Raw genomic sequence first — 20595 nt, 5'->3', positions numbered from 1 at the left:
TCGATCCGTTCGAACCAATCAACGGTTGAACCAATTCGGAAATCTCACCGCTCACAGCAATCAAGTTTCATCACGCAAAGACGGCGGGGGTGGCTAAGATGACGCCGAACCCGACGATCCCCGGGACTTCCGACGGGACGATGCGATGGAGCATGACCTTGTTGTTCTCGTTGCCGCCGACGGTCGTCAGAGTGCCGCCGTCGTTGACCAGAACGACGTTGACGTGTTGGCCGAAGGGGCTCGAGTCGCCGTACAGGATCGTGTCGCCGACCTTGGGCTGGTAGTCCTGACCGTAGGGGACAAACGCGTCGACGGACTCGTAATACTCCTGCAGCGTGTACACCCCGGGGATGCGCCACGACCCTGAGTTGGGGTTCGAGAACGGCGTGCCGATCTGGTTCATCGACCAGCTCACGAAATCGGCACACCACGATTCTTCGACACCCTCGGCGTATTTGGTGCCGGGACTCCCTGACTCCCACTCCTGCTCGAGGACGCCCAGTAGCGCACTCTGCTGAGCGCTGAGAATGCTGTGGTCGACGGCCGGGAACGAATCGAGATTCTCGCCGGCAAGAGCGTCGTCGCCGCGCGCGAACCACCACAGTGCGCCGGCGACAACTACGACCACCACAACGCCGAATACGCCCAGAACAGCGAGAGTGCGTCTGGGCGTATTCGGTGCGTGCGACATCACGCCACGATAGTCAATTACTCGAGCGGGGGTGCCGAGCGATCGATCGTCGTCGCGAGTGGCTTCTCCTTGACGAAGAGCAACAGGACAACCGCCGCGATGACCAAGGGGACGAGGTACAGGAAGATCGGCGCCAGCGCGTCGTTGTATGCACCGACGATGATCTCGCGAACCTGGCTGGGCAACTTCCAGAGGATTCCCGGGGTCAAGGAGTTCTCGTCACCACCGACCGCGCCGCCATTCGCGGGGAGTCGCTCGGCCAGGAGATTGGTCAGACGCGAGGCGAACAGGCTGCCCACGATCGCGCTGCCCAACGACGCACCGATCTGACGGAAGAAGTTGTTCGACGCGGTGGCCGTTCCCACTTCGGCCGCGGGGAAGGTGTTCTGCACGATCAAGATCAAGATCTGCATGACGAGGCCGAGGCCGATACCCATGAGTGCGATGTAGCAACCGAAGACCAGCAGTGAGGTCGACGGCGTCAGACGTGAGAGCAGGACGAGAGCGACTGCGACGATGGATGTTCCGACGATGGGGAAGATCTTGTAGCGGCCGGTCTTGCTGACCAGCTGACCGGATCCGATGGAGGCGACCAGCAGGCCTGCCATCATCGGAATCATCATCAGTCCTGCTTCGGTGGCGTTCTTGCCTGTCACCATCTGGATGTAGGTCGGCAGGTAGGCGAGCGCACCGAACATCGCGATGCCGATGATCAGGCCCGCGACGGTGGTCAACACGAAGTTTCGCTGAGCGAACAGGTGCATCGGAATTACCGGTTCGTCAGCACGCTTCTCGACGAAGACAAACGCCACTGCGGTCACGATGCAGCCGATGATCAACCCGATGATGACGCCTGACCCCCAGGCGTAGGTGTTGCCGCCCCAGGTGGTGAACAGGATCAGACAGGTTGCGGCCGTTGCGACGAGGATCATTCCCAGATAGTCGATGCGAGGTTTGCCGAGGTTCGGCTTCCGCAGGTGAAGGAATGCCATTGCGCTCGCGATTGCGAGGAGCCCGAGGGGGATGTTGATCCAGAATGCCCAGCGCCAGCCGATGCCCTCGGTGAACCATCCACCGAGAAGGGGGCCGGCAACCGAAGCCAGTGCGAACACGCCGCCCATCGCACCCATGTACCGGCCGCGTTGCCTGGCCGGGACGACGTCGGCGATGATCGCCTGGGACAGCAGGATCAATCCGCCGCCGCCGAGTCCTTGCACGGCTCGACCAGCGATGAGTGTGGTCATGTCGTGGGACAGACCGCCGATCACCGAACCGACGATGAAAATGCTGATGGCGCCGATGAAGAGGCCCTTGCGCCCGATCAGGTCACCGAGTTTTCCGTACACCGGCATCATGACGGTCGAGGCGAGGATGTATGCCGTCGTCACCCAGACCATGTGGTTGACGCCGTTCAATTCGCCCACGATGGTCGGGAGCGCGGTGCTGAAGATCATCTGGTCGAGCGATGCCAGAAGCATCGTGATCATAAGCCCGACAAAAACGAGGATGATCGACCGTTTGTCCGGCGCGGCCTCGGTATCGGTATGCGTGCCGTCGGGCTCGACGGTCGCAGCTTCTCGAGTGGACATGTAGTTCCTTAGTTGAGTGACAGCTGGTGCGAGAGAGTGTGGATCAGCTCTCGGACCTGAGTATTCGAGCCATCAGGAGTAGCGCCGGATCAAGCAAGTCGGTTCTGGGGCTTGCCCGTTCACTGTTCTGCCATTTTCGGAAGACGTAACGCATCGCGGCGCCTGCGGTGATGACCGTTGCCGTGGCTTCGTCGGCAGCGGCTGTATCCGAGTGCAGGCGGCGATACTCGGTTCTGTGCGACAACTCCCGCGTGAGGATCCGGGTGAGCGTGTCTTCAAGATCGTGGAAGGTGGCCAGATGTTGTTGCAACAGCGTGGGATGACGTTCGAACAATTCGCGTCGATGCGCGAGCAGATCGGGTCGCTCGTCGACGATCTGCATCGCCGCCTCGAATACCGCGAGGGCGCCGCGCAGCGGATCGTCCGGGTGCTCGCCGATGAGCGTGAGCATGGTTGCCTCACTTGGCACGACGAGCATGAGCCCACCGATCGCTGCGTCCTTGGTGGGGAAGTAGTTGAAGAACGTGCGGGTCGACAGATTGCAGGCCTCGCAGATCTTCTCGACAGTCACTTCGTCGTAGCCGAGGTCGAGGACGAGTTCGACGGCAGTGTGCTCGATCAGCTGCCTCGTCGCAATTCGTTTTCGTTCGCGCAATCCGAGAGTTTCGGTTCCCATTTCATCCATAATTGCACAGAGTGCAAAGTTTCATCGAATGCAATATTTCGCCCAAGAATGCCTCATGAAATGCAAAAATGGGGATCGGGTGCCTGGTGGATAGGATGAACCGCGTGGAAGAAACCTTGCCCCCTTGCCCCGAATGCGCCGGCGAATACACCTACGAGATGGGCGCGTTGATGGTCTGCCCGTCCTGCGCGCACGAGTGGGCGCCGACCGATAGTGTCGGCGAGGACTCGGGTGTGGTGAAACTGGGTGTGGTGAAAGATGCCGTAGGAAACATCCTTGCGGACGGAGACACGGTGACGGTCGTCAAGACACTCAAGGTGAAGGGCAGTCCGACCGGCATCAAGTCAGGTACGAAAGTGCGCAACATCCGCCTTGTCCAGGGCGTTGGCGACCACGACATCGACTGCAAGGTCGACGGCATCGGACCGATGCAATTGAAGTCGAGTGTCGTCAAGAAGGTGTGACCGGACAGCGATAGATGTCGGCTCGAAATCCTGTTCAGTTTCGACGGTTCGATAGCCACAATCGAGGAGATCTTCGACCGCTCGAACGAATGGACCGAACTGTGCCGAACTCGATCTGCCTGACGCCCGCACTCGATAACACCACACTCGATACAGACGAGCAGTGGGAACGCATCGTCGATGCGCTGACACGCAGGGGATTCCTCGGCGCCGGGCTCGGTGTCGCGGCCGCGACCTTGCTGGCAGCGTGCAGCAGCGACGAAAACGGCTCGGCGCCAAGTGGTCTCGTCACAGTGCAGGATGAGACGGGCAGTGTCGAGATTCCGTCGGATCCGCAGCGAATGGTCATCGCCCACGTCAGCGCCATGGCGACGGTCCTCGACCTCGGTGTGCCGCCGGAGAAGATCGTCGGCGGCTTCTTCGGTCTCGAAGGGGTGGGCGGCGACGCGGTGTTGCGCACGATGCCGGAGGCGGCGAACATCCCGAACCTCGGCACGGCGGGAACGTGGAACAAGGAAGCGATCATCGGCGCGTCGCCAGATCTGATCGTCATGCTCCTGACCGCCGGAAATGCTTATGCGGCAAAGTCCTACGACGAACTCTCTGCGACCGGTGTTCCAGTGTTCGCCGGCTTCAACGGGTACCTCACGTGGGACGAGATGAAGAAGTTGGTCACCTCGATGGGCGTCGCGGTCCGACGGGAAGAAGCTGCTGCGGAATTGAACGCGAGAACGGAAGAGCGCCTCCTCACAATCAAGGATCGGCTCTCGGCCCTCGGCTCGCTACCGTCGGTGACGCTGCTGCGTACCGGCGAAAACGGTGTCGTCTACAACCAGGTCGACGCTCTTCTCGATGCTCTCGGTTTCCCGGGCGATCGAGCTACATCGGAGGAGTTCACCCGCACACTCACAGCGGAGCAACTCGATCAGGTGACCAGCGACGTGATCATCGTGGGTGCATTCCAGGACCAGCAGGACGTCCGCGCGCAGTTGGCAATGAACCCGCTCTGGGAGCGTCTTCCCGCTGTCCGCTCGGGGAACGTCCATTACGTCGACGACAGCCTGTGGGGCTCGGGCTATTCTCCTCGCGCGACCGAGCTGCGACTCGACGACATCGAGCGGATCTTCAGCTGACTCCGTCGTGTCACCTCGACTTATCGGTGCATTACCTCGAGAATCATGATCATGGACAAAATCAGGTTCTTCGAGCTTGTCACCGAATGGTTCGAAGTACTCGGTGTTGTCGCCATGGTCCTCGGGTTCGTGTTCGCATTCGTGATCGCGGGGCGCGCCTGGAGTCGAACGCGCGACGGTAGTTCAGCGTTTCGCACTCTGCGCGAGACGATGGGTGCGGTCATCCTTCTCGGGCTCGAGATCCTTGTCGCCGCTGATCTGGTGAAGACTGTGACGTCTTCACCGTCGCTGACCGACGCCGCAGTTCTGGGCATGATCGTTCTGATTCGGACCGTGTTGAGCCTGTCGATTCAGATCGAGATCGACGGGGTACTTCCGTGGCGCAAGGCGTTGGTGTCAAGTCCGGAACTCCTGGTACGCGCAGCGCGCGGATCAGGAGGCCGAACGACGCCCGACGCGTCGAGTTCGTAGCGATAGCCGTTGCGAGTGAAAGGTCGGGCAGATGACAGCAGTGCGTACCGAGCATCCCACTGTCGACGAGAGGCGGGCGCGCGGCCGCCAGGCGCGTAGAGATACGCCATTGGCCGCGCTCGCGGATCTGACAGAGAGTGACCGCGATCCGATATCACTGCTGGAATTGCAGGCGAAGTCGCGGGTACAGGACCTGGTGCCCATCCGATACGGGCGCATGTCGGCGTCCCGGTTCTCGTTCTTCCGTGGTGCTGCCCTGGTGATGACGGACGACTTGTCCCGAAGCCCTGATTCCGGCCTGAACAGCCAACTCTGCGGCGACGCACACCTGAGCAACTTCGGTATCTATGCGACGCCCGAGCGAAAGCTCGCGTTCGACATCAACGACTTCGACGAAACGTACCCGGGGCCGTTCGAATGGGACGTGAAACGACTGGCCGCCAGTTTGGCGATCGCAGCGAAGGACAACGGATACTCCGGCAAAGAGCGTAAGAAGATCGTTCGCGGGTGTGCGGCCGAGTATCGCGAAACCCTGATCGCTCAGGCAGGATTGGGGAACCTCGCAGTTTGGTACGCGCACATCGCACCCGAAGACGGACTGGAAGAACTTCGCGTCGATTTGAAGAAGCGAATGCTCGAGCGGACCCAGGCGACGTTGGACAAGGCTCGTCGCCGAGACAGCGCTCAGGCTGCCGGCAAATTCACCGAAATCGTCGACGGGAGAAGGCGGTTCATCAGTGACCCGCCGCTGATCGTGCCGGCAGAGGAATTGTTCGCGGGCACCGACCTCACTCAGATCGAGGAGTTGCTACGTCAGCGCGTTCGTTCCTATCGAAGCACGTTGCAGTGGGACCGTCGGGTGTTGCTCGAAAGCTTCGAGATGACGCACATCGCGCGGAAAGTTGTCGGTGTCGGGAGCGTCGGAACGCGCGCGTGGATGATCCTGATGAAAGGCGTCGACGACGACGATCCGTTGATCCTGCAGGTCAAGGAGGCGCAGCCGTCCGTTCTCTCGGCGTACGTCGATGGCCCCACCTTCTCCAACGAGGGCGAACGAGTAGTGAACGGGCAGCGCCTGATGCAGGCCACCAGTGACATCTTCCTGGGGTGGGAGCGCGGACCGGGACTCGACGAGGATGAGCACGACTTCTACATCCGCCAACTTCGGGACGGCAAGGGATCAGCGGTCATCGAAACCATGAAACCTGAAGGGATGGAACTCTACGGGCGACTATGCGCGAGGGTCCTGGCCTATGCGCATGCTCGCTCGTCCGATCGGATTGCGATCGCCGAATATCTCGGTGACGGAACCGAATTCGATTTCGCGATCGGGGAGTTCGCGGCTGCCTACGCCAAACGCAACGCACGCGATCATGCCGCTTTGCTGACCGCGATCGACGACGGTCGCGTGTCAGCAGAGCGGGGAGTGTGACGACTCAGGCGAACACGCCGTCGAGCCAGGCCTGCCACGCTGTCGTTGCTGATCCACCGTCAGCGCCCTCTGCGAAGAGGTGATGGGCCGCGTCGACGGTGCCGCCGAAGGCGTTTCGTCCGTAGAACCGCAGCAATGCGTCCTCGGTACGCAAGCCGATGAACCAGTCGTTGATGTAGTCGACAATCGCGTCGACGGTTCCGATTCCGGGGACTTCCACCGACGTGGCGTCACCGACAGCGGTGCCCGAGGTGATTCCGAGGGCGCTGCGAAGCGTTCCCATCGCTTGCGGCGAGGACGAGGATTCCGGGCCTTCGGCCGAGACATAGGTGACGGGTTTGCCGGCGAAGTACCGCACGTATTGGCCGAGACTGTGCAGGTAGAAGTCCGTGTGCTTACTCGCGCCGTCGTACTGGTTGTCCCAGTCCTCGGCAAACACTCCGGCGTGGACGTAGCGGACAACGGCGGTACTCTCGTCGCGGGCCTCGACGACGTACTCGAGGTTGTTGAACCAGCCGTCGGGGCCTTGCATGTGGATGGCTAGCTCGCGGGGCGGCTCCCACGTCGCGATGATCGGGCTGTCCGGACTACTGCCGTCCGCAGGGATTTCGAGCGGAGACGGGAACATCCAGCCGGCCGTCTCTGCCGAGATTGCGGCCCAGATCTGCTCGGGAGTTCCGGGGACGACCACCTCGCGGCGGATTTCGAATTTCTCGGACATCGCTACTGCTCCGTTTCGGGTGTGGTGACGTGGGGTGTGGTGAGACTGGGATGCAGGGCGACAACCAAGCGGTGTTTGCGCCCGACTTCGGAATTGCCGTCGTGGTATTTGGCCACAAGTGAGTTGACCGACTCGCCGAGTTCGCCGGCGAAGGCGGCGCGGTCGGCCGCCGTGGCAAAGGTGATGTCGCTGTCGATGGCAAAGGACGCCAACGGTTTTCCGGCCGCAGTTGCGCCGGCGATCAGTTCGCCGACCTCTCGGACGATCCGCGCCGCGAGAGTGACGAGCCAGCGCGCCGAGAGCTGATCCGGGAACCGGCTCGGGTCCGGCGCGAGCGCGGACATTGCAGCGGGGGAGATGACGTACGACGCGGCGCTGGCCTGCATGATCCGCTCCGTCATGTTTCCCCGCTTGCGCTCCTCGACGAGTTCGACGAGTCCGTGTTCCTCGAGAGTGCGCAAGTGGTAATTGATCTTCTGGCGCGTCAAGCCCACTCGGGGTGCCAGCGAGGATGCTGATGCCGGGACTGCCAGTTCAGCCAGAATCCGTTGGCGGATCGGATCGAGCGAGGCCTCGGCAGCTGCGGGACGATCGATGACTGCAACTTCCAACATGAGAAAACCATCCCACCGACAACCAAATCTGTCAAGACAGAAAAAATTGTCGGCGGGATGGTATTTCGGAGGTTCTCTACCGCTTCAGATCGGGCGGATTGTTCAGATCCCGCGCCGAGTACGTGTCACACGAGGAGATCTGGCCGGTCTGGTATCCGGTCTTGAACCACGCCTGCCGCTGTGCGGAGGAACCGTGTGTCCAACCTTCGGGGTTGACCCGTCCGGTCGTGGACTTCTGGATGCGGTCGTCGCCCACCGATGACGCCGCCGAGAGGGCGTCCCGAATATCGCTCTCGGACAAGGGCTTCAGGAATGGTTGACCGGTCGCTTCGTCGGGAATCGTGTCCGCAAAATGTGCCCAGACGCCGGCGTAGCAATCGGCCTGGAGTTCGGTGCGAACCGCGCCGGACTGCTCGCCCTGTGGGTCAGCTTGCGCGCGGCCGATGTCGCCGAGCTGATTCTGGATGTGATGTCCGAACTCGTGAGCGACCACGTACTCCTGTGCGAGCGGTCCGGCACTGGAACCGAAACGGTCGACGAGCAATTGGAAGAAGCTCGTATCGAAGTACGCCGTTTGGTCCGCCGGGCAGTAGAACGGACCGACATCACTCGACGCCTGGCCGCAACCGGTGTTGACCGAACCGCTGAACAGGATGACTTCGGGTCGCACGTATGCCGTGCCGGTCTGCTTGACCAACTGCTGTTCCCAAACGTCGTCGAGGCTTCCGACGGTCAGTGTGACGCGGCAGTTCACATCGGCGTTTGCCTGAGCGCCGGTGCACTCGTCGACCGACGACAGTCCGGTCGACGAACTCGAAGTTTCGGTGGACGTGCCCAGTAGTGAGCCGGGGTCACCGCCGAACAACAGCGCCAGGATCAGAACGATGATGCCGCCCGCGCCACCGCCGATCGCGATCTTGCCGCCGCGGCCACCGCCGCCCCCGCCGCCTTGAACCTGAACGCGTCCCGCTTCGCCGCGGGCCCCCTCGTTGAAGGTCATCTATGTCCGCTTTCTGCTGTCGTGAACAAGTGCTTGCCGTCACTTCTGGAGATAGCTTCGCATGCGATGCGGGTCCGCGTTTCCGCTCTGCGCAGTTCGCTCCGTAGGATCGCAGGCAAAGTAGTCGGTCGTCGGTTATTGGAAGTAGTTCGAAAGGAATCCCGTGCTGCGCACACATCTCGCCGGTTCATTGCGACCCGAGCAGGCAGAGCAGACCGTAACGCTCACCGGTTGGGTAGCCAGGCGTCGTGATCACGGCGGAGTGATCTTCATCGATCTCCGTGATGCATCCGGAGTTGCGCAGGTAGTTTTCCGGGCAGGTGACGTGGCCGAGCAGGCGCACCGTCTGCGCGCGGAATATTGCGTTCGCGTAACCGGAACGGTCGAGGTTCGCCCCGAGGGCAACCAGAACTTCGAGATCCCCACCGGAGCGATCGAGGTCAACGCCACCGAACTCGAGGTTCTCAACGAAAGCGCACCGCTGCCGTTCCAGCTCGACGATCAGGTCGGCGAAGAAGCACGCCTCAAGTACCGATACCTCGACTTGCGTCGTGAAGGGCCCGGATCCGCAATTCGCTTGCGTTCCAAGGTAAGCGCCGCAGCGCGCGGCGTTCTCGCGCACCACGAGTTCGTCGAGGTCGAGACTCCGACGCTCACGCGTTCGACGCCCGAGGGTGCCCGTGACTTCCTCGTACCGTCACGCCTGCAGCCCGGTAGCTTCTACGCACTGCCGCAGAGCCCGCAGCTGTTCAAGCAGCTACTCATGGTCGGCGGCATCGAGCGCTACTACCAGATCGCGCGTTGCTACCGCGACGAGGATTTCCGCGCCGATCGTCAGCCCGAGTTCACTCAGCTCGACATCGAGATGGCTTTCGTCAACCAGGACGACATCATCCTGCTTGCCGAGGAAATCCTGACGGCGCTCTGGAAGCTCGTCGGCCACGAGATCAAGACGCCGATCGACCGCATGACCTACAACGAGGCAATGCGTCGTTACGGCAGCGACAAGCCGGACCTGCGTTTCGGTATCGAACTCGTCGAGTGCGCGGAGTTCTTCAAGGACACGACCTTCCGCGTCTTCCAAGCCGAATACGTTGGCGCCGTCGTGATGCCCGGTGGTGCAAGCCAGCCGCGCAAGCAGCTCGATGCCTGGCAGGAGTGGGCGAAGCAGCGCGGCTCCAAGGGCCTGGCGTACGTGTTGGTCGGCGAAGACGGCACTCTCGGTGGTCCCGTTGCCAAGAACCTGACCGACGCCGAGCGTGAGGGCCTGGCCGCTCACGTCGGAGCCCAGCCGGGCGACTGCATCTTCTTCGGAGCGGGCGCGACCAAGTCGACGCGCGCTCTCCTCGGCGCTGCCCGTGGTGAGATCGCCCGCAAGAAGGATCTCATCGATCCCGACGCGTGGGCCTTCGTGTGGATCGTCGACGCTCCGATGTTCGAGCCGACCGCCGACGCCACTGCATCCGGTGACGTTGCTCTCGGCCACTCCGCCTGGACCGCCGTGCACCATGCGTTCACGTCGCCGAAGCCGGAGTTCTTCGACACGTTCGACACCGATCCGGATTCCGCTCTCGCCTACGCCTACGACATCGTCTGCAACGGCAACGAGATCGGCGGCGGCAGTATTCGTATCCACCGCAAGGACATTCAGGAACGAGTGTTCAAGGTGATGGGTATCTCCGAGGAAGAGGCGCAGGAGCAGTTCGGCTTCCTTCTCGACGCCTTCGCCTTCGGCGCGCCTCCGCACGGCGGAATTGCTTTCGGCTGGGACCGCATCACCGCTCTCCTCGCCGGCATGGATTCCATCCGTGAGGTCATCGCGTTCCCGAAGTCCGGTGGCGGCGTCGACCCGCTGACGGATGCTCCGGCACCGATTTCTGCGCAGCAGCGCAAGGAATCGGGTATTGATGCGAAGCCCGAGAAGAAGTCAGAGGACAAGAAGTCCGAAGGCGACACCGTCGAAGCCAAGTAGAGCCGACACCGGATCGCCATGCTGCATTTGCGGGTGATCTGCCCGACCGAGCGCACCGAGCAAGTTCTCGGTGCGCTCGCGTCGCAGCGGGGCGCGACACACATCGTCGTACTACGTGATGTCGCGGTTCATCCCGCCGGCGACATGGTGGAGGCCGACGTCGCCCGTGAGGCGGCCAACGACGTCGTCGATGCTCTGACCGCTCTCGGCGTCGCCGAGGACGGCGGAATGACGCTCGTACCAGTCGAGACGGTGTTGTCGGCGGCGGCGCGCAAAGCCGAGCGCGACGTGCCGGGTGATCCCGCGGATTCCGTCGTGTGGGAGGAATTGCTGTCCCGCACTCGGGAAGAATCAACTCTCAACGGATTGTTCGTCGCGTTCCTGACGATCGCATGTCTGCTCGCGGCAATCGGCGTTGTCACCGACTCTCAGATCACGATCGTGGGCGCCATGGTCGTCGGCCCGGAGTTCGGGCCGCTGGCCGCGCTGGCTGTGGCACTCGTACGGCGGGATCGACGGTTGCGTCGACGTTCGATTCTCGCGCTCGCCGTCGGATTCCCCATCGCGATGGGCGTGACTCTCGCCGCAACGTTCGTGGTGAAGTTCTTCGGGTGGATGGACGTCGTGAGTCTCGAATCGCTCCACGAGGTCGATTTCGTCTACAAGGTCGGGCCCATCTCGTTTGTCGTCGCGCTTCTTGCCGGTGCGGCTGGGATGCTGGCACTCGTCTCGTCGAAGTCCGCTGCCTTGGTCGGAGTGTTCATCTCCGTCACCACGGTTCCTGCCGCCGGTTTCGCGGTGGTTGCGGCAGCAAACGGAGAATGGCGGATCGCCGGGTTGTCGTCGCTGCAACTGGCTGTCAACCTGGTCGGGATCGTCACTGCCTGCGTGCTCGTCCTCTGGGTCAGAACCCGGGCCGACGAGGAATTCGAAGCAGCGTTGAAAGGCATTTCTCGATTTGTCGACGAGGACAAAACTCCATGACATCGCCGGTTCGGAGTTCTGCTCACCGACAGCAGAATTCTCGCGAGAACTGTGTGCCGGTGTGGCGATTAGGGACTTTTGTCATCGCCGCAGGTAGACGGCAATTTCTGGCGCTGTGAGGGCTTGAATTCTCCGCTGTGAGTGGATGAGCTGGGCATGATCGGAGTCACTAACGGGTAAGTTGGTCGGTGATGACCGCATTACTGGCAGACCCCGTTTCCGAAGTCGTCGCAGCTGCTGAGCAGTTGCTGACACGCCGCACAGGGGCACCCGTAACCCTGGTGGATCCAGTCGATCTCGGGGGGAGTGGCCGCACCGTCGTGCTGCGCGTACGTGTCGCCGAGAACCCGTTCTCCCTGCCTCGAACGCTGGTGATCAAGCAGGTCCGCGACAACTTCCAGGGAGCTACCAAAACCGCGATTGCGCTCCCCGCCGCGTCCGAAGGTGACTTCGACGTCGAGACCGCTTTCCTTCGTGAAGCGGTGTCGTATCAGTTCGCCAACGCGCTTGCCAAGGACGCACGCCCCGGCGCCGAACTGTTGGCGTCCGACCTCGATGCTCGCCTCTTGATCCTGAGTGATCTCGGCGACGCCACCGCAATCAGCGTCCGACTCGAAGACTCCGACCCGGACACCGTCACTCACACGCTGATGGCCATGGCGCAGGCCATGGGGCGCATGCACGCCGCGACCGTCGGCCGTGAGGACGACTTCACCGCACTGCTGCGTCGTGCCGAGGTCGCCCATTGCTCCGATGAAGTGGCGGATCAGGTGGGACGCGCAGTGGCCGGTGTTCCCGCGATGTTGGTGGAAAGTCTCGGCATCGATGTGAGTTCGGACATTCTCGAGCAGGTTCGGCACGCGCAGACACTGTTCAGTGGCGGTCGATTCCGCGCCTTCAGTCCGTCGGACCTGTGCCCAGACAACATCATCGTCAACGACGACGGCGTGCAGTTCCTCGACTACGAGTGGGGTGGCTACCGGGACGCCCTCCTCGACATCACCTACGCGTTGGTGTCGTTCCCCGGTTGCCTGTGCAACATCGACCTGACCGAAGAGCGGGCGTCGGCGATGGTCGATGCCTGGCGGGCCGAGGTCGTCGGGATGTGGCCGGCCCTGGCCGACGAGGCCGAATTGGGGCGCAGGATCGTCGAGGCCCAACTCATCTGGGTCTGGCTCAGCACCTATCTGTACCTGCCCGAGGATCATTCACGTATCGCCGCTGTCCGCGAGCACTATCTCTCGATTCCACGGGCCGACGCACTGGTGGGACGCTGGGCAAGACTCGCGCGTTCGGCGAAGCTCGCCGGCAACGACGCCGTCGAGGCACACGCCCGCGACGTCGTGGCGGCGCTGCGCACCGAGTTCAGTTGAGTTTCTGACTGATCACACGCAGAAGGGCGCCCGTGCATGCAGCACGAGCGCCCTTTTTCGGTCGAGTCCGCTCAGTTGTCGGAGACCAGATCGTTCTCGGACAGGTCCGTCGCCGCGAGCGCCGTCGCCAGATCAGGATGGCGGAACGTCGACGTCACCTGGTCGGCCACGACTCGGAAAGCCGAGGCCAGGGTCGCGGACTTGTCCGGTTCGGCCGCCCACGTTGCGGTCTGTTCGACGACGACCACGCCGTGGTGGACGTACATCTTCCCGGGGACGAGCGTGATGCCGGCGTTGGTGGCCCACTCGCGCAGGGCAGCGAGTCCCTGGCTCGCGCCCTTGGGGCCGCCTACCTCGATGTCGTCACTCGACAACTGCAGAAGTGTGTCGATGTCTTGGGAGTTGAGTGCATCGTGCCACGCGAGGACGGTGGCGATCTCGGAGGTGCTCATGGCGACAACGCTATTACAGCGCCTTTGCCGAGGACGTGAGGGCTGGCGGAACCGCGGGTTGTGTCAAGCGTCGGTGGTCTCTAGTAGCGTCGATTCGTGAGCGATTGGCAAGCGGAAGACAGTGTGGGGGCGAAAGACGGCGTGGTGGCGGAAGACGGCGTGGTGGCGGAAGACGGCCTGTTCGAGGCAACTCCGGAGGAATCCGCGATCGTCGACGAACCCGATGTCGTGTCTGTCGCCGAGCGCGCATTGTCCTCGGTGCCGCCTGGAGCTCCTCTGGCCGTCCGCATGCGTCCCCTCACCCTCGGTGAAGTTGTCGGTCAACAGCACCTGCTCGGCCCTGGTGCTCCGTTGCGCAGAATGGTCGAGGGGTCCGGCGCTGCATCGGTCCTCCTGTACGGACCTCCCGGCACCGGCAAGACCACGCTCGCGTCGTTGATCTCGGGCGCTACCGGCCGTCGGTTCGAGGCATTGTCTGCCCTGTCCGCCGGCGTCAAGGAAGTCCGCGGTGTCATCGAACTTGCCCGCCGTCGTCTGCTGAACGGCGAACAGACCGTCTTGTTCATCGACGAGGTCCATCGTTTCTCCAAAACCCAGCAGGACGCCTTGCTCGCCGCGGTCGAGAACCGGATCGTGCTCCTGGTCGGCGCGACCACCGAGAACCCGTCCTTCTCGGTCGTCTCCGCGCTGTTGTCGCGCTCGTTGGTCCTGCAACTGCAATCGCTCACCGCTGCGGATGTCCAGGAACTGCTCGAGCGTGCGGTCACCGACGAGCGCGGGTTCGGGGGAGCGATCGCGATCGACGACGACGCGATGGAACACCTCGTTCGTCTGGCAGCCGGTGACGCACGCCGAGCCCTGACGGCACTCGAGGCCGCTGCCGGAGCTGCACTGGACACGGCCGGTGACGCTCCGGGCCCGGTGGTGCTCGACCTCGCGACCGTCGAGGCCAGTGTCGACAAGGCCGCGGTTCGGTACGACCGTGCCGGGGATCAGCACTACGACGTCATCAGCGCCTTCATCAAGAGCATTCGCGGCTCCGACGTCGATGCCGCCCTGCACTACCTCGCTCGGATGCTGACCGCGGGCGAAGACCCTCGTTTCATCGCGAGGCGTCTGGTGGTTCATGCCAGCGAGGACATCGGCATGGCGGACCCGATGGCGCTGCAGACTGCCACCGCCGCTGCCCAGGCAGTGCAGCTGATCGGTATGCCGGAGGCTCGTCTGGCGCTGGCACAGGCCACCATTCATCTGGCGACGGCTCCCAAATCGGGTGCGGTGATCGCCGCTCTCGGTGCAGCCATGGCCGACGTGGCCGCCGGAAAATCCGGACTGGTACCGCCGCATCTGCGTGACGGGCACTACAAGGGTGCCGAGCAATTGGGCAACGCAGTCGGATACAAGTACCCGCACGACACACGTGATGGTGTTCTGCGGCAACAGTATCCACCGGACGATCTGGTGGGTGTCGACTATTACCAGCCCACCGCACACGGCAACGAGCGAGAGATCGCCGATCGGGTGAGCAAACTCCGCCGAATCGTTCGTGGCTGACGCCTGCCAGGTTCCACCGGTCGACGCGTTAGTCTGGACACCCATAGCTCGACGCTCTTGAAGGTAAGGACCGGTTAGTGCAAACCCACGAGATCCGCAGGCGATTCCTCGACCACTTCGTCAAGGCCGGCCACACCGAGGTGCCCAGCGCCTCGCTGATTCTCGACGACCCGAACCTTCTGTTCGTCAACGCGGGCATGGTTCCGTTCGTGCCGTTCTTCCTCGGGCAGCAGACGCCGTCCTACTCGCGCGCGACGTCTGTGCAGAAGTGTGTCCGCACCCTGGACATCGAAGAGGTCGGCATCACCACCCGCCACAACACCTTCTTCCAGATGGCGGGCAACTTCTCCTTCGGTGACTATTTCAAGAAGGAAGCCATCTCCCACGCCTGGCAGTTGCTGACAGGTTCGGTCGAGGACGGCGGATACGGCATCGATCCCACGCGCTTGTGGGCAACCGTCTATCTCGACGACGACGAAGCGTTCTCGATCTGGCGCGACGAGGTCGGTGTGCCCGAAGAGCGCATCCAGCGCCGCGGCATGAAGGACAACTACTGGTCCATGGGCATTCCCGGACCGTGCGGCCCCTGCTCGGAGATCTTCTACGACCGCGGCGCCGAGTACGGCGTCGAGGGCGGCCCGGAAGCCGACGAGGATCGCTACATCGAGATCTGGAACCTCGTGTTCATGCAGAACGAGCGCGGCGAGGGCACCAACAAGGGCGACTACCCGATCCTCGGACCGCTGCCGAAGAAGAACATCGACACCGGCATGGGCGTCGAGCGCGTTGCGTTCCTCCTGCAGGGCGTCGAAAACGTCTACGAGACAGACCTTCTCCGCCCCGTCATCGACAAGGCCGCCGAACTGACCGGCAGCGTGTACGGGACCGATCACACTTCTGACGTCCGTTTCCGCGTCATCGCCGACCACGCACGCACCGCCGCGATGTTGATCGCCGACGGTGTGAACCCCGGCAACTACGGCCGCGGATACGTCCTGCGCCGGTTGCTGCGTCGTATCGTGCGCTCGGCCAAACTGCTCGGCAGCGAGCAGCCCACCATGCGCGAGTTCATGATCGTCGTCCGCGACACGATGGCGCCGTCGTACCCGGTTCTGGAAACCGACTTCACGCGCATCGAGAACGTTGCCGTCGGTGAGGAGACCGCGTTCCTCAAGACGCTGGCGTCCGGTTCGGCCCTGTTCGAGAATGCTGCCGAGACGGTCAAGTCGTCCGGAAAGTCGGTCATCGCCGGCGATCAGGCGTTTGCACTGCACGACACCTACGGCTTCCCGATCGACCTCACGCTCGAAATGGCATCCGAGGCCGGTCTCACCGTCGACGAAGACGGCTTCCGCACGCTCATGGCCGAGCAGCGCAAGCGCGCCAAGGACGACGCTCAAGCGCGCAAGCACGCGCATGCGGACCTCACGGTATACAAGGAACTGCTCGATCGAGGTGCCACCGAGTTCACCGGTTTCGACGAGCTCGTCTCCGAGGCTCACGTCCTCGCACTGATCGTCGACGGTGTCCGCGTGCCGGTCGCGAAGGCCGGTCAGGACGTCGAGGTCATCCTCGACCGCAGCCCGCTCTACGCCGAGTCCGGTGGACAGATCGCCGACATCGGTTCGCTCACCGCGCCGGGCCTCGAAGCCAAGGTCAACGACGTGCAGAAGATCGCCAAGAAGGTCTGGACGCACAAGGTGACGGTGCAGAAGGGCGAGATCACCGAGGGCGACGTCGTGCTCGCGCACGTCGACGCCGAGTGGCGCAAGGGTGCAACCCAGGGGCACTCCGGTACCCACATGGTGCACGCGGCGCTGCGTCAGGTGCTCGGCCCCAACGCCGTTCAGGCGGGTTCGCTCAACAAGCCGGGTTACCTCCGCTTCGATTTCTCCTGGCAGGGCGCGCTGTCCGACTCCCAGAAGCAGGACATCGAGGCACTCACCAACGAAGCCGTGGCGTCCAACTACGCGGTCAACACATTTGTCACGGATCTCGACAAGGCCAAGGCGATGGGTGCGATGGCACTCTTCGGTGAGAACTACGGCGACGAGGTTCGTGTCGTCGAAATCGGCGGTCCGTTCTCGATGGAACTGTGCGGCGGTACTCACGTCGGAAGCTCCGCCCAGATCGGTCAGGTCACGCTGCTCGGTGAGCAGTCGGTCGGCTCCGGAATCCGACGCGTCGAGGCGTACGTCGGTTTGGACTCCTACCGCTACCTCGCCAAGGAACGCGCTCTCCTCGCCGGACTCTCCTCCTCACTGAAGGTTCCTTCGGAAGAGGTACCCGCCCGCGTCGAGGCGCTCGTCGAGCGACTCAAGGTGGCCGAGAAGGAACTCGAGCAGACCAAGGCCAAGGCTGTGCTGGCGTCGGCAGGCGAGTACGTCGCCAAGGCCAAGCGCATCGGCAGCGTCCTGGTCATTGCCGAGCCTGCTCCCGCGGGAGTCGGCGGCAACGATCTGCGCAGCCTCGTCACGGACATCAAGGGCCGACTCGGCTCCGAACCCGCCGTCGTAGCTCTCCTCGGTGACGTCGACGGCAAGGTCCCGTTCGTGGTCGCATCCAGCAAGGCGGCCCAGGGTCTCGGTGTGAAGGCCGGCGAGCTTGTCGCGTCCTTCGGTCCCAAGATCGGTGGCCGCGGCGGCGGAAAGCCCGACATGGCCCAGGGCTCGGGTTCGGACTCTGCCGGAATCCCGGCGGCGCTCGATGCGATCCGGGACAGAGTCGGAGAGCTGGCGGGCGGCAGCTGACGGTGGTGGCTACGCAGCAGGGTCCCGATCGCCCCGGCATCGACGACCCTGGTCGCGGGCGGCGCATCGCCATCGACGTCGGCAGTGTTCGCATCGGCGTCGCGTCAAGCGACCCAGACGGCATCCTCGCGACACCGGTGGAAACGGTTCCACGCTCGAAGGAGCGTGGGCCCGACGCGCCGGATATCCGGCGCATTATCGCCATCGTGTCCGAATACGAGGCCGTTGAGGTTATCGTCGGACTGCCACAGACGCTGCGCGGTGAGCAAGGTAAAGCCGCCGGTATCGCGACTGCATTCGCCAAACGACTGCAGCGGGCCGTCGAACCGATCCCGGTGAGACTGTCCGACGAACGACTGACGACCGTCACGGCTGCGCGCAACCTCCGCGAAAGTGGAGTCAAGGCTCGCGGCCAGCGGCCGATGATCGATCAGGCTGCGGCGGTGGAAATCCTGCAAGGCTGGCTGGACGAGCGGAGTAGAGCTGTGAAACCAGGGGAGTCGTCGAAGGACGCTGCACTGGAGGGCGATCTGTGAACGCGCGGTGGGATGAGGGCGGCGGAAGCCGGCCCACCAGTTCGTTCGACTTCGACAACGACGAGACCATGGTCATGCGTGCGTTGCCGCAGAACATCGATCCGCCACACATGTCGCGAGCGGAGGCACGCAAGCAACGCGAAGCGCGCAACAAGCGCGCCAAGCGAGGTAAGAAGGTTGGTGTTCTCGCTCTCCTGGTGTTGGTGATCGCGGTTCTCGGTGTCGGTGCATACGGTGCCCTCTGGTACATGGATCGCAACAAGGCCGCGGAGGACTTCGCCGGCCCGGGCGGCGCACCCGTGGTCATCCAGATCAACAGTGGAGAAACCGCATCGGAGATCGGTGCGACGCTGGAGGCGAAGAACGTCGTCGCGAGTTCGGCTGCTTTCTACAACGCTGCGATCGCCAATCCGTCGGAGATCCAGAAGGTACAACCCGGCTTCTACCAGGTGCCGGTGCAGAGTAGTGCCGCGAGCGCACTCGACAGTTTGGTTGCCCCGGACTCTCGTGTCGGCAGTGTTGTCATCGCCGAAGGGCGTCAGCTGCACGACAGTTCGGACGCGCAGACGGGCTCGCTCAAGAAGGGCATCTACAACCTCATTTCCGAGGCGAGTTGTGTCGGCCCGGTTTCTGCTCAGAAGTGCGTCTCGACGGACGAATTGAACACTGCGGGAGCGTCTTCCGATCTGGCTTCGCTCGGCGTGCCGGACTGGGCGATGTCGTCGGTCAAGAGCGTGCCGGACAAGGACCGTCAGCTCGAAGGCCTGATCGCCGCCAGCAGTTGGGATTTCGACCCCACTGCGACGCCGACCGAGATCCTGCGTTCGTTGGTCGAGGGCAGCGCCGCCAAGTACGAGGCCACCGGGATCCTGACAGCAGGCAGCGGAGTCGGAATGTCGCCGTACCAGTTGTTGGTGGCAGCGTCGCTGGTCGAGCGTGAGGCATTGCCTGGCGACATGGCCAAGGTCGCGCGGGTGATCGTCAACCGACTCGCAGTCGATCAGCCTTTGCAGTTCGACTCCACGGTCAACTACTCACTCGACACCACCGAGGTCGCCACGACCGATGCGGACCGTGAGCGCGTCACGCCCTGGAACACGTACGCAATGCCCGGTCTGCCTGCGACGCCTATTGCTTCACCGAGCATCGACGCGCTGAAGGCCGTGGAATCTCCGGCGGCCGGTGACTGGTTGTACTTCGTCACGATCAACAAGGAAGGCCAGACGCTCTTCACCAAGAGTTACGAGGAGCATCTGGCCAACATCGAACTGGCACAGCAAAGTGGGATTCTCGACAGTGGACGGTAGTACCGCGACTTCGCTCGCGACGCCGCGTAAGGCGGCAGTTCTCGGAAGCCCGATCGCTCACTCGAAGTCGCCGTTGCTGCACCTTGCTGCGTACGAGGCTTTGGGTCTGAGCGATTGGACCTACGAGCGGATCGAATGCACCGGCGAGCAGTTGCCTGCCCTCGTTGACTCACTCGGCCCCGAATGGGTCGGCCTCTCCGTGACGATGCCGGGCAAGATCGCAGCACTCGACTATGCCACCGAACGCACACCGCGAGCGGTGACCATAGGCTCGGCCAACACCTTGGTTCGCATCGAGGGCGGTTGGCGTGCCGACTGCACGGACGTCGACGGAGTCAGCGGTGCGTTGATCGCCGGCGGCGTCGGCGATCTCAGCGGGACTTCGGCGGTAGTTGTCGGCGCGGGAGGCACCGCGCGGCCGGCACTGGTCGCGTTGGCCGACATGGGAGTTCGGGCAGTCACCGTGGTCGCGCGTGATCCGGGACGTGCGTCCGGGGCCGTCGAATGCGGCGGCGCGGTCGGGTTGGACATTGATCTGGTCTCCTTCGACGACGCACGGCTGGGCGGGATCTGTGCCGAATCCTCGGTCTTGGTCAGTACCGTTCCCGCGGATGCGGCAGCGCCCTTTGCCCAGCAATTGGGGAAGGCGCGATTTGTCCTCGACGCGATCTACAACCCTTGGCCGACGCCACTCGCTTCGGTTGTCGAGGCGGCTGGTGGCACGGTGATCGGTGGCCTCGAGATGTTGCTCAATCAGGCCTTCGGGCAGGTAGAGCAGTTCACGGGCAAGCCCGCTCCGCGAGAGGCGATGGCAGCCGCTGTCGCTTAGCTCTGTTCACAGTGTCGAGGTAGTCCACAAGACGATTC

The 20595-nt window shown here is 63.2% G+C and carries 19 protein-coding genes; 12 read left to right on the top strand and 7 right to left on the bottom strand.

Going from position 1 to position 20595, the window contains the following annotated elements:
* Positions 1-70 precede the first annotated feature (70 nt).
* The 3 genes from ABX74_RS05155 to ABX74_RS05145 are packed head-to-tail and all read right to left on the bottom strand — an operon-like array spanning position 71 to position 2956.
* Positions 71-694, bottom strand: coding sequence for a CHAP domain-containing protein (locus ABX74_RS05155; protein ID WP_047888359.1), 624 nt, complete (start codon positions 692-694; stop codon positions 71-73).
* A gap of 14 nt (positions 695-708) precedes the next feature.
* Positions 709-2280, bottom strand: coding sequence for an MDR family MFS transporter (locus ABX74_RS05150; protein WP_019748347.1), 1572 nt, complete (start codon positions 2278-2280; stop codon positions 709-711).
* A gap of 43 nt (positions 2281-2323) precedes the next feature.
* The gene (locus tag ABX74_RS05145; protein ID WP_024487257.1) at positions 2324-2956 is read right to left on the bottom strand and encodes a TetR/AcrR family transcriptional regulator; all 633 of its coding nucleotides are present in this window, start codon (positions 2954-2956) and stop codon (positions 2324-2326) included.
* 104 nt (positions 2957-3060) lie between these two features.
* Between ABX74_RS05145 and ABX74_RS05140 the strand changes: the two genes are divergently transcribed.
* The 4 genes from ABX74_RS05140 to ABX74_RS05125 all read left to right on the top strand — a co-directional run bounded on the left by ABX74_RS05140 (position 3061) and on the right by ABX74_RS05125 (position 6465).
* A complete protein-coding gene (locus tag ABX74_RS05140) occupies positions 3061-3429 on the top strand; it encodes a zinc ribbon domain-containing protein YjdM (protein ID WP_189637307.1) in 369 nt (122 codons plus the stop codon).
* A 101-nt stretch (positions 3430-3530) separates the two neighbouring features.
* Positions 3531-4562: an ABC transporter substrate-binding protein gene (locus tag ABX74_RS05135; RefSeq protein WP_223257833.1), complete on the top strand. Its 1032-nt coding sequence runs from the start codon at positions 3531-3533 to the stop codon at positions 4560-4562.
* Between the two features lie 51 nt (positions 4563-4613).
* Positions 4614-5033, top strand: coding sequence for a DUF1622 domain-containing protein (locus ABX74_RS05130; RefSeq protein WP_007728052.1), 420 nt, complete (start codon positions 4614-4616; stop codon positions 5031-5033).
* A 31-nt stretch (positions 5034-5064) separates the two neighbouring features.
* The gene (locus ABX74_RS05125; protein WP_019748352.1) at positions 5065-6465 is read left to right on the top strand and encodes a DUF2252 domain-containing protein; all 1401 of its coding nucleotides are present in this window, start codon (positions 5065-5067) and stop codon (positions 6463-6465) included.
* A gap of 4 nt (positions 6466-6469) precedes the next feature.
* Here ABX74_RS05125 and ABX74_RS05120 read toward each other — a convergent pair whose 3' ends face one another.
* The 3 genes from ABX74_RS05120 to ABX74_RS05110 form a co-directional block, all read right to left on the bottom strand.
* Positions 6470-7186: an ATPase gene (locus ABX74_RS05120; protein ID WP_019748353.1), complete on the bottom strand. Its 717-nt coding sequence runs from the start codon at positions 7184-7186 to the stop codon at positions 6470-6472.
* 2 nt (positions 7187-7188) lie between these two features.
* Positions 7189-7800 (bottom strand): ArsR/SmtB family transcription factor, encoded by a 612-nt coding sequence (locus ABX74_RS05115; RefSeq protein ID WP_047888357.1) that lies wholly within the window; start codon positions 7798-7800, stop codon positions 7189-7191.
* Between the two features lie 76 nt (positions 7801-7876).
* Positions 7877-8800, bottom strand: a complete 924-nt coding sequence (locus ABX74_RS05110) for a neutral zinc metallopeptidase (RefSeq protein WP_021332960.1) — start codon at positions 8798-8800, stop codon at positions 7877-7879.
* A 163-nt stretch (positions 8801-8963) separates the two neighbouring features.
* Here ABX74_RS05110 and aspS point away from each other — a divergent pair, with 163 nt between their 5' ends.
* The 3 genes from aspS to ABX74_RS05095 all read left to right on the top strand — a co-directional run bounded on the left by aspS (position 8964) and on the right by ABX74_RS05095 (position 13129).
* Positions 8964-10772, top strand: a complete 1809-nt coding sequence (gene aspS / locus ABX74_RS05105) for an aspartate--tRNA ligase (RefSeq protein ID WP_019748356.1) — start codon at positions 8964-8966, stop codon at positions 10770-10772.
* An 18-nt stretch (positions 10773-10790) separates the two neighbouring features.
* On the top strand, positions 10791-11756 hold the full coding sequence (locus ABX74_RS05100) for a DUF389 domain-containing protein (RefSeq protein WP_019748357.1): 966 nt from the start codon (positions 10791-10793) through the stop codon (positions 11754-11756).
* 191 nt (positions 11757-11947) lie between these two features.
* Positions 11948-13129, top strand: coding sequence for a Kae1-associated kinase (locus ABX74_RS05095; RefSeq protein WP_021344212.1), 1182 nt, complete (start codon positions 11948-11950; stop codon positions 13127-13129).
* Positions 13130-13200: 71 nt separating this feature from the next.
* Here the strand turns inward: ABX74_RS05095 and ABX74_RS05090 are convergent, their stop codons facing one another.
* Positions 13201-13581, bottom strand: a complete 381-nt coding sequence (locus tag ABX74_RS05090; protein ID WP_019748359.1) for a nuclear transport factor 2 family protein — start codon at positions 13579-13581, stop codon at positions 13201-13203.
* A gap of 207 nt (positions 13582-13788) precedes the next feature.
* Between ABX74_RS05090 and ABX74_RS05085 the strand changes: the two genes are divergently transcribed.
* From ABX74_RS05085 to ABX74_RS05065, 5 genes are all read left to right on the top strand, one after another.
* The gene (locus ABX74_RS05085) at positions 13789-15135 is read left to right on the top strand and encodes a replication-associated recombination protein A (protein ID WP_371331482.1); all 1347 of its coding nucleotides are present in this window, start codon (positions 13789-13791) and stop codon (positions 15133-15135) included.
* A gap of 77 nt (positions 15136-15212) precedes the next feature.
* Positions 15213-17885, top strand: coding sequence for an alanine--tRNA ligase (gene alaS / locus ABX74_RS05080; protein ID WP_019748361.1), 2673 nt, complete (start codon positions 15213-15215; stop codon positions 17883-17885).
* A 2-nt stretch (positions 17886-17887) separates the two neighbouring features.
* Positions 17888-18421, top strand: coding sequence for a Holliday junction resolvase RuvX (gene ruvX / locus ABX74_RS05075; RefSeq protein ID WP_003944838.1), 534 nt, complete (start codon positions 17888-17890; stop codon positions 18419-18421).
* Positions 18418-19728 carry an endolytic transglycosylase MltG gene (mltG, locus tag ABX74_RS05070; RefSeq protein WP_019748362.1) on the top strand — a complete coding sequence of 437 codons (1311 nt, stop codon included), beginning with the start codon at positions 18418-18420 and terminating at the stop codon, positions 19726-19728. Before ruvX ends, mltG begins: the two co-directional genes overlap by 4 nt.
* Positions 19718-20557, top strand: coding sequence for a shikimate dehydrogenase (locus tag ABX74_RS05065; protein ID WP_047888356.1), 840 nt, complete (start codon positions 19718-19720; stop codon positions 20555-20557). The genes mltG and ABX74_RS05065 overlap by 11 nt, the downstream gene beginning before the upstream one ends.
* Positions 20558-20595: the final 38 nt, after the last annotated feature.

Origin of the sequence: Rhodococcus sp. ARP2, from assembly GCF_001029585.1 — a bacterium.
GTDB classification, from domain to species: Bacteria; Actinomycetota; Actinomycetes; order Mycobacteriales; family Mycobacteriaceae; genus Rhodococcus_F; species Rhodococcus_F erythropolis.
Note: the sequence above shows the minus strand (reverse complement) of the source record. Positions and strands in the feature narration are given on the sequence as shown.

Bases quoted from the DNA above. Each gene is read 5' to 3' on its own strand.
- ABX74_RS05095 (WP_021344212.1), top strand. From the start codon at position 11,948: ATGACCGCATTACTGGCAGACCCCGTTTCCGAAGTCGTCGCAGCTGCT.
- ABX74_RS05110 (WP_021332960.1), bottom strand. From the start codon at position 8,800: ATGACCTTCAACGAGGGGGCCCGCGGCGAAGCGGGACGCGTTCAGGTT.
- ABX74_RS05130 (WP_007728052.1), top strand. From the start codon at position 4,614: ATGGACAAAATCAGGTTCTTCGAGCTTGTCACCGAATGGTTCGAAGTA.
- ABX74_RS05100 (WP_019748357.1), top strand. From the start codon at position 10,791: ATGCTGCATTTGCGGGTGATCTGCCCGACCGAGCGCACCGAGCAAGTT.
- ABX74_RS05125 (WP_019748352.1), top strand. From the start codon at position 5,065: ATGACAGCAGTGCGTACCGAGCATCCCACTGTCGACGAGAGGCGGGCG.
- ABX74_RS05150 (WP_019748347.1), bottom strand. From the start codon at position 2,280: ATGTCCACTCGAGAAGCTGCGACCGTCGAGCCCGACGGCACGCATACC.
- ABX74_RS05145 (WP_024487257.1), bottom strand. From the start codon at position 2,956: ATGGGAACCGAAACTCTCGGATTGCGCGAACGAAAACGAATTGCGACG.
- ABX74_RS05090 (WP_019748359.1), bottom strand. From the start codon at position 13,581: ATGAGCACCTCCGAGATCGCCACCGTCCTCGCGTGGCACGATGCACTC.
- ABX74_RS05140 (WP_189637307.1), top strand. From the start codon at position 3,061: ATGAACCGCGTGGAAGAAACCTTGCCCCCTTGCCCCGAATGCGCCGGC.
- ABX74_RS05115 (WP_047888357.1), bottom strand. From the start codon at position 7,800: ATGTTGGAAGTTGCAGTCATCGATCGTCCCGCAGCTGCCGAGGCCTCG.
- ABX74_RS05120 (WP_019748353.1), bottom strand. From the start codon at position 7,186: ATGTCCGAGAAATTCGAAATCCGCCGCGAGGTGGTCGTCCCCGGAACT.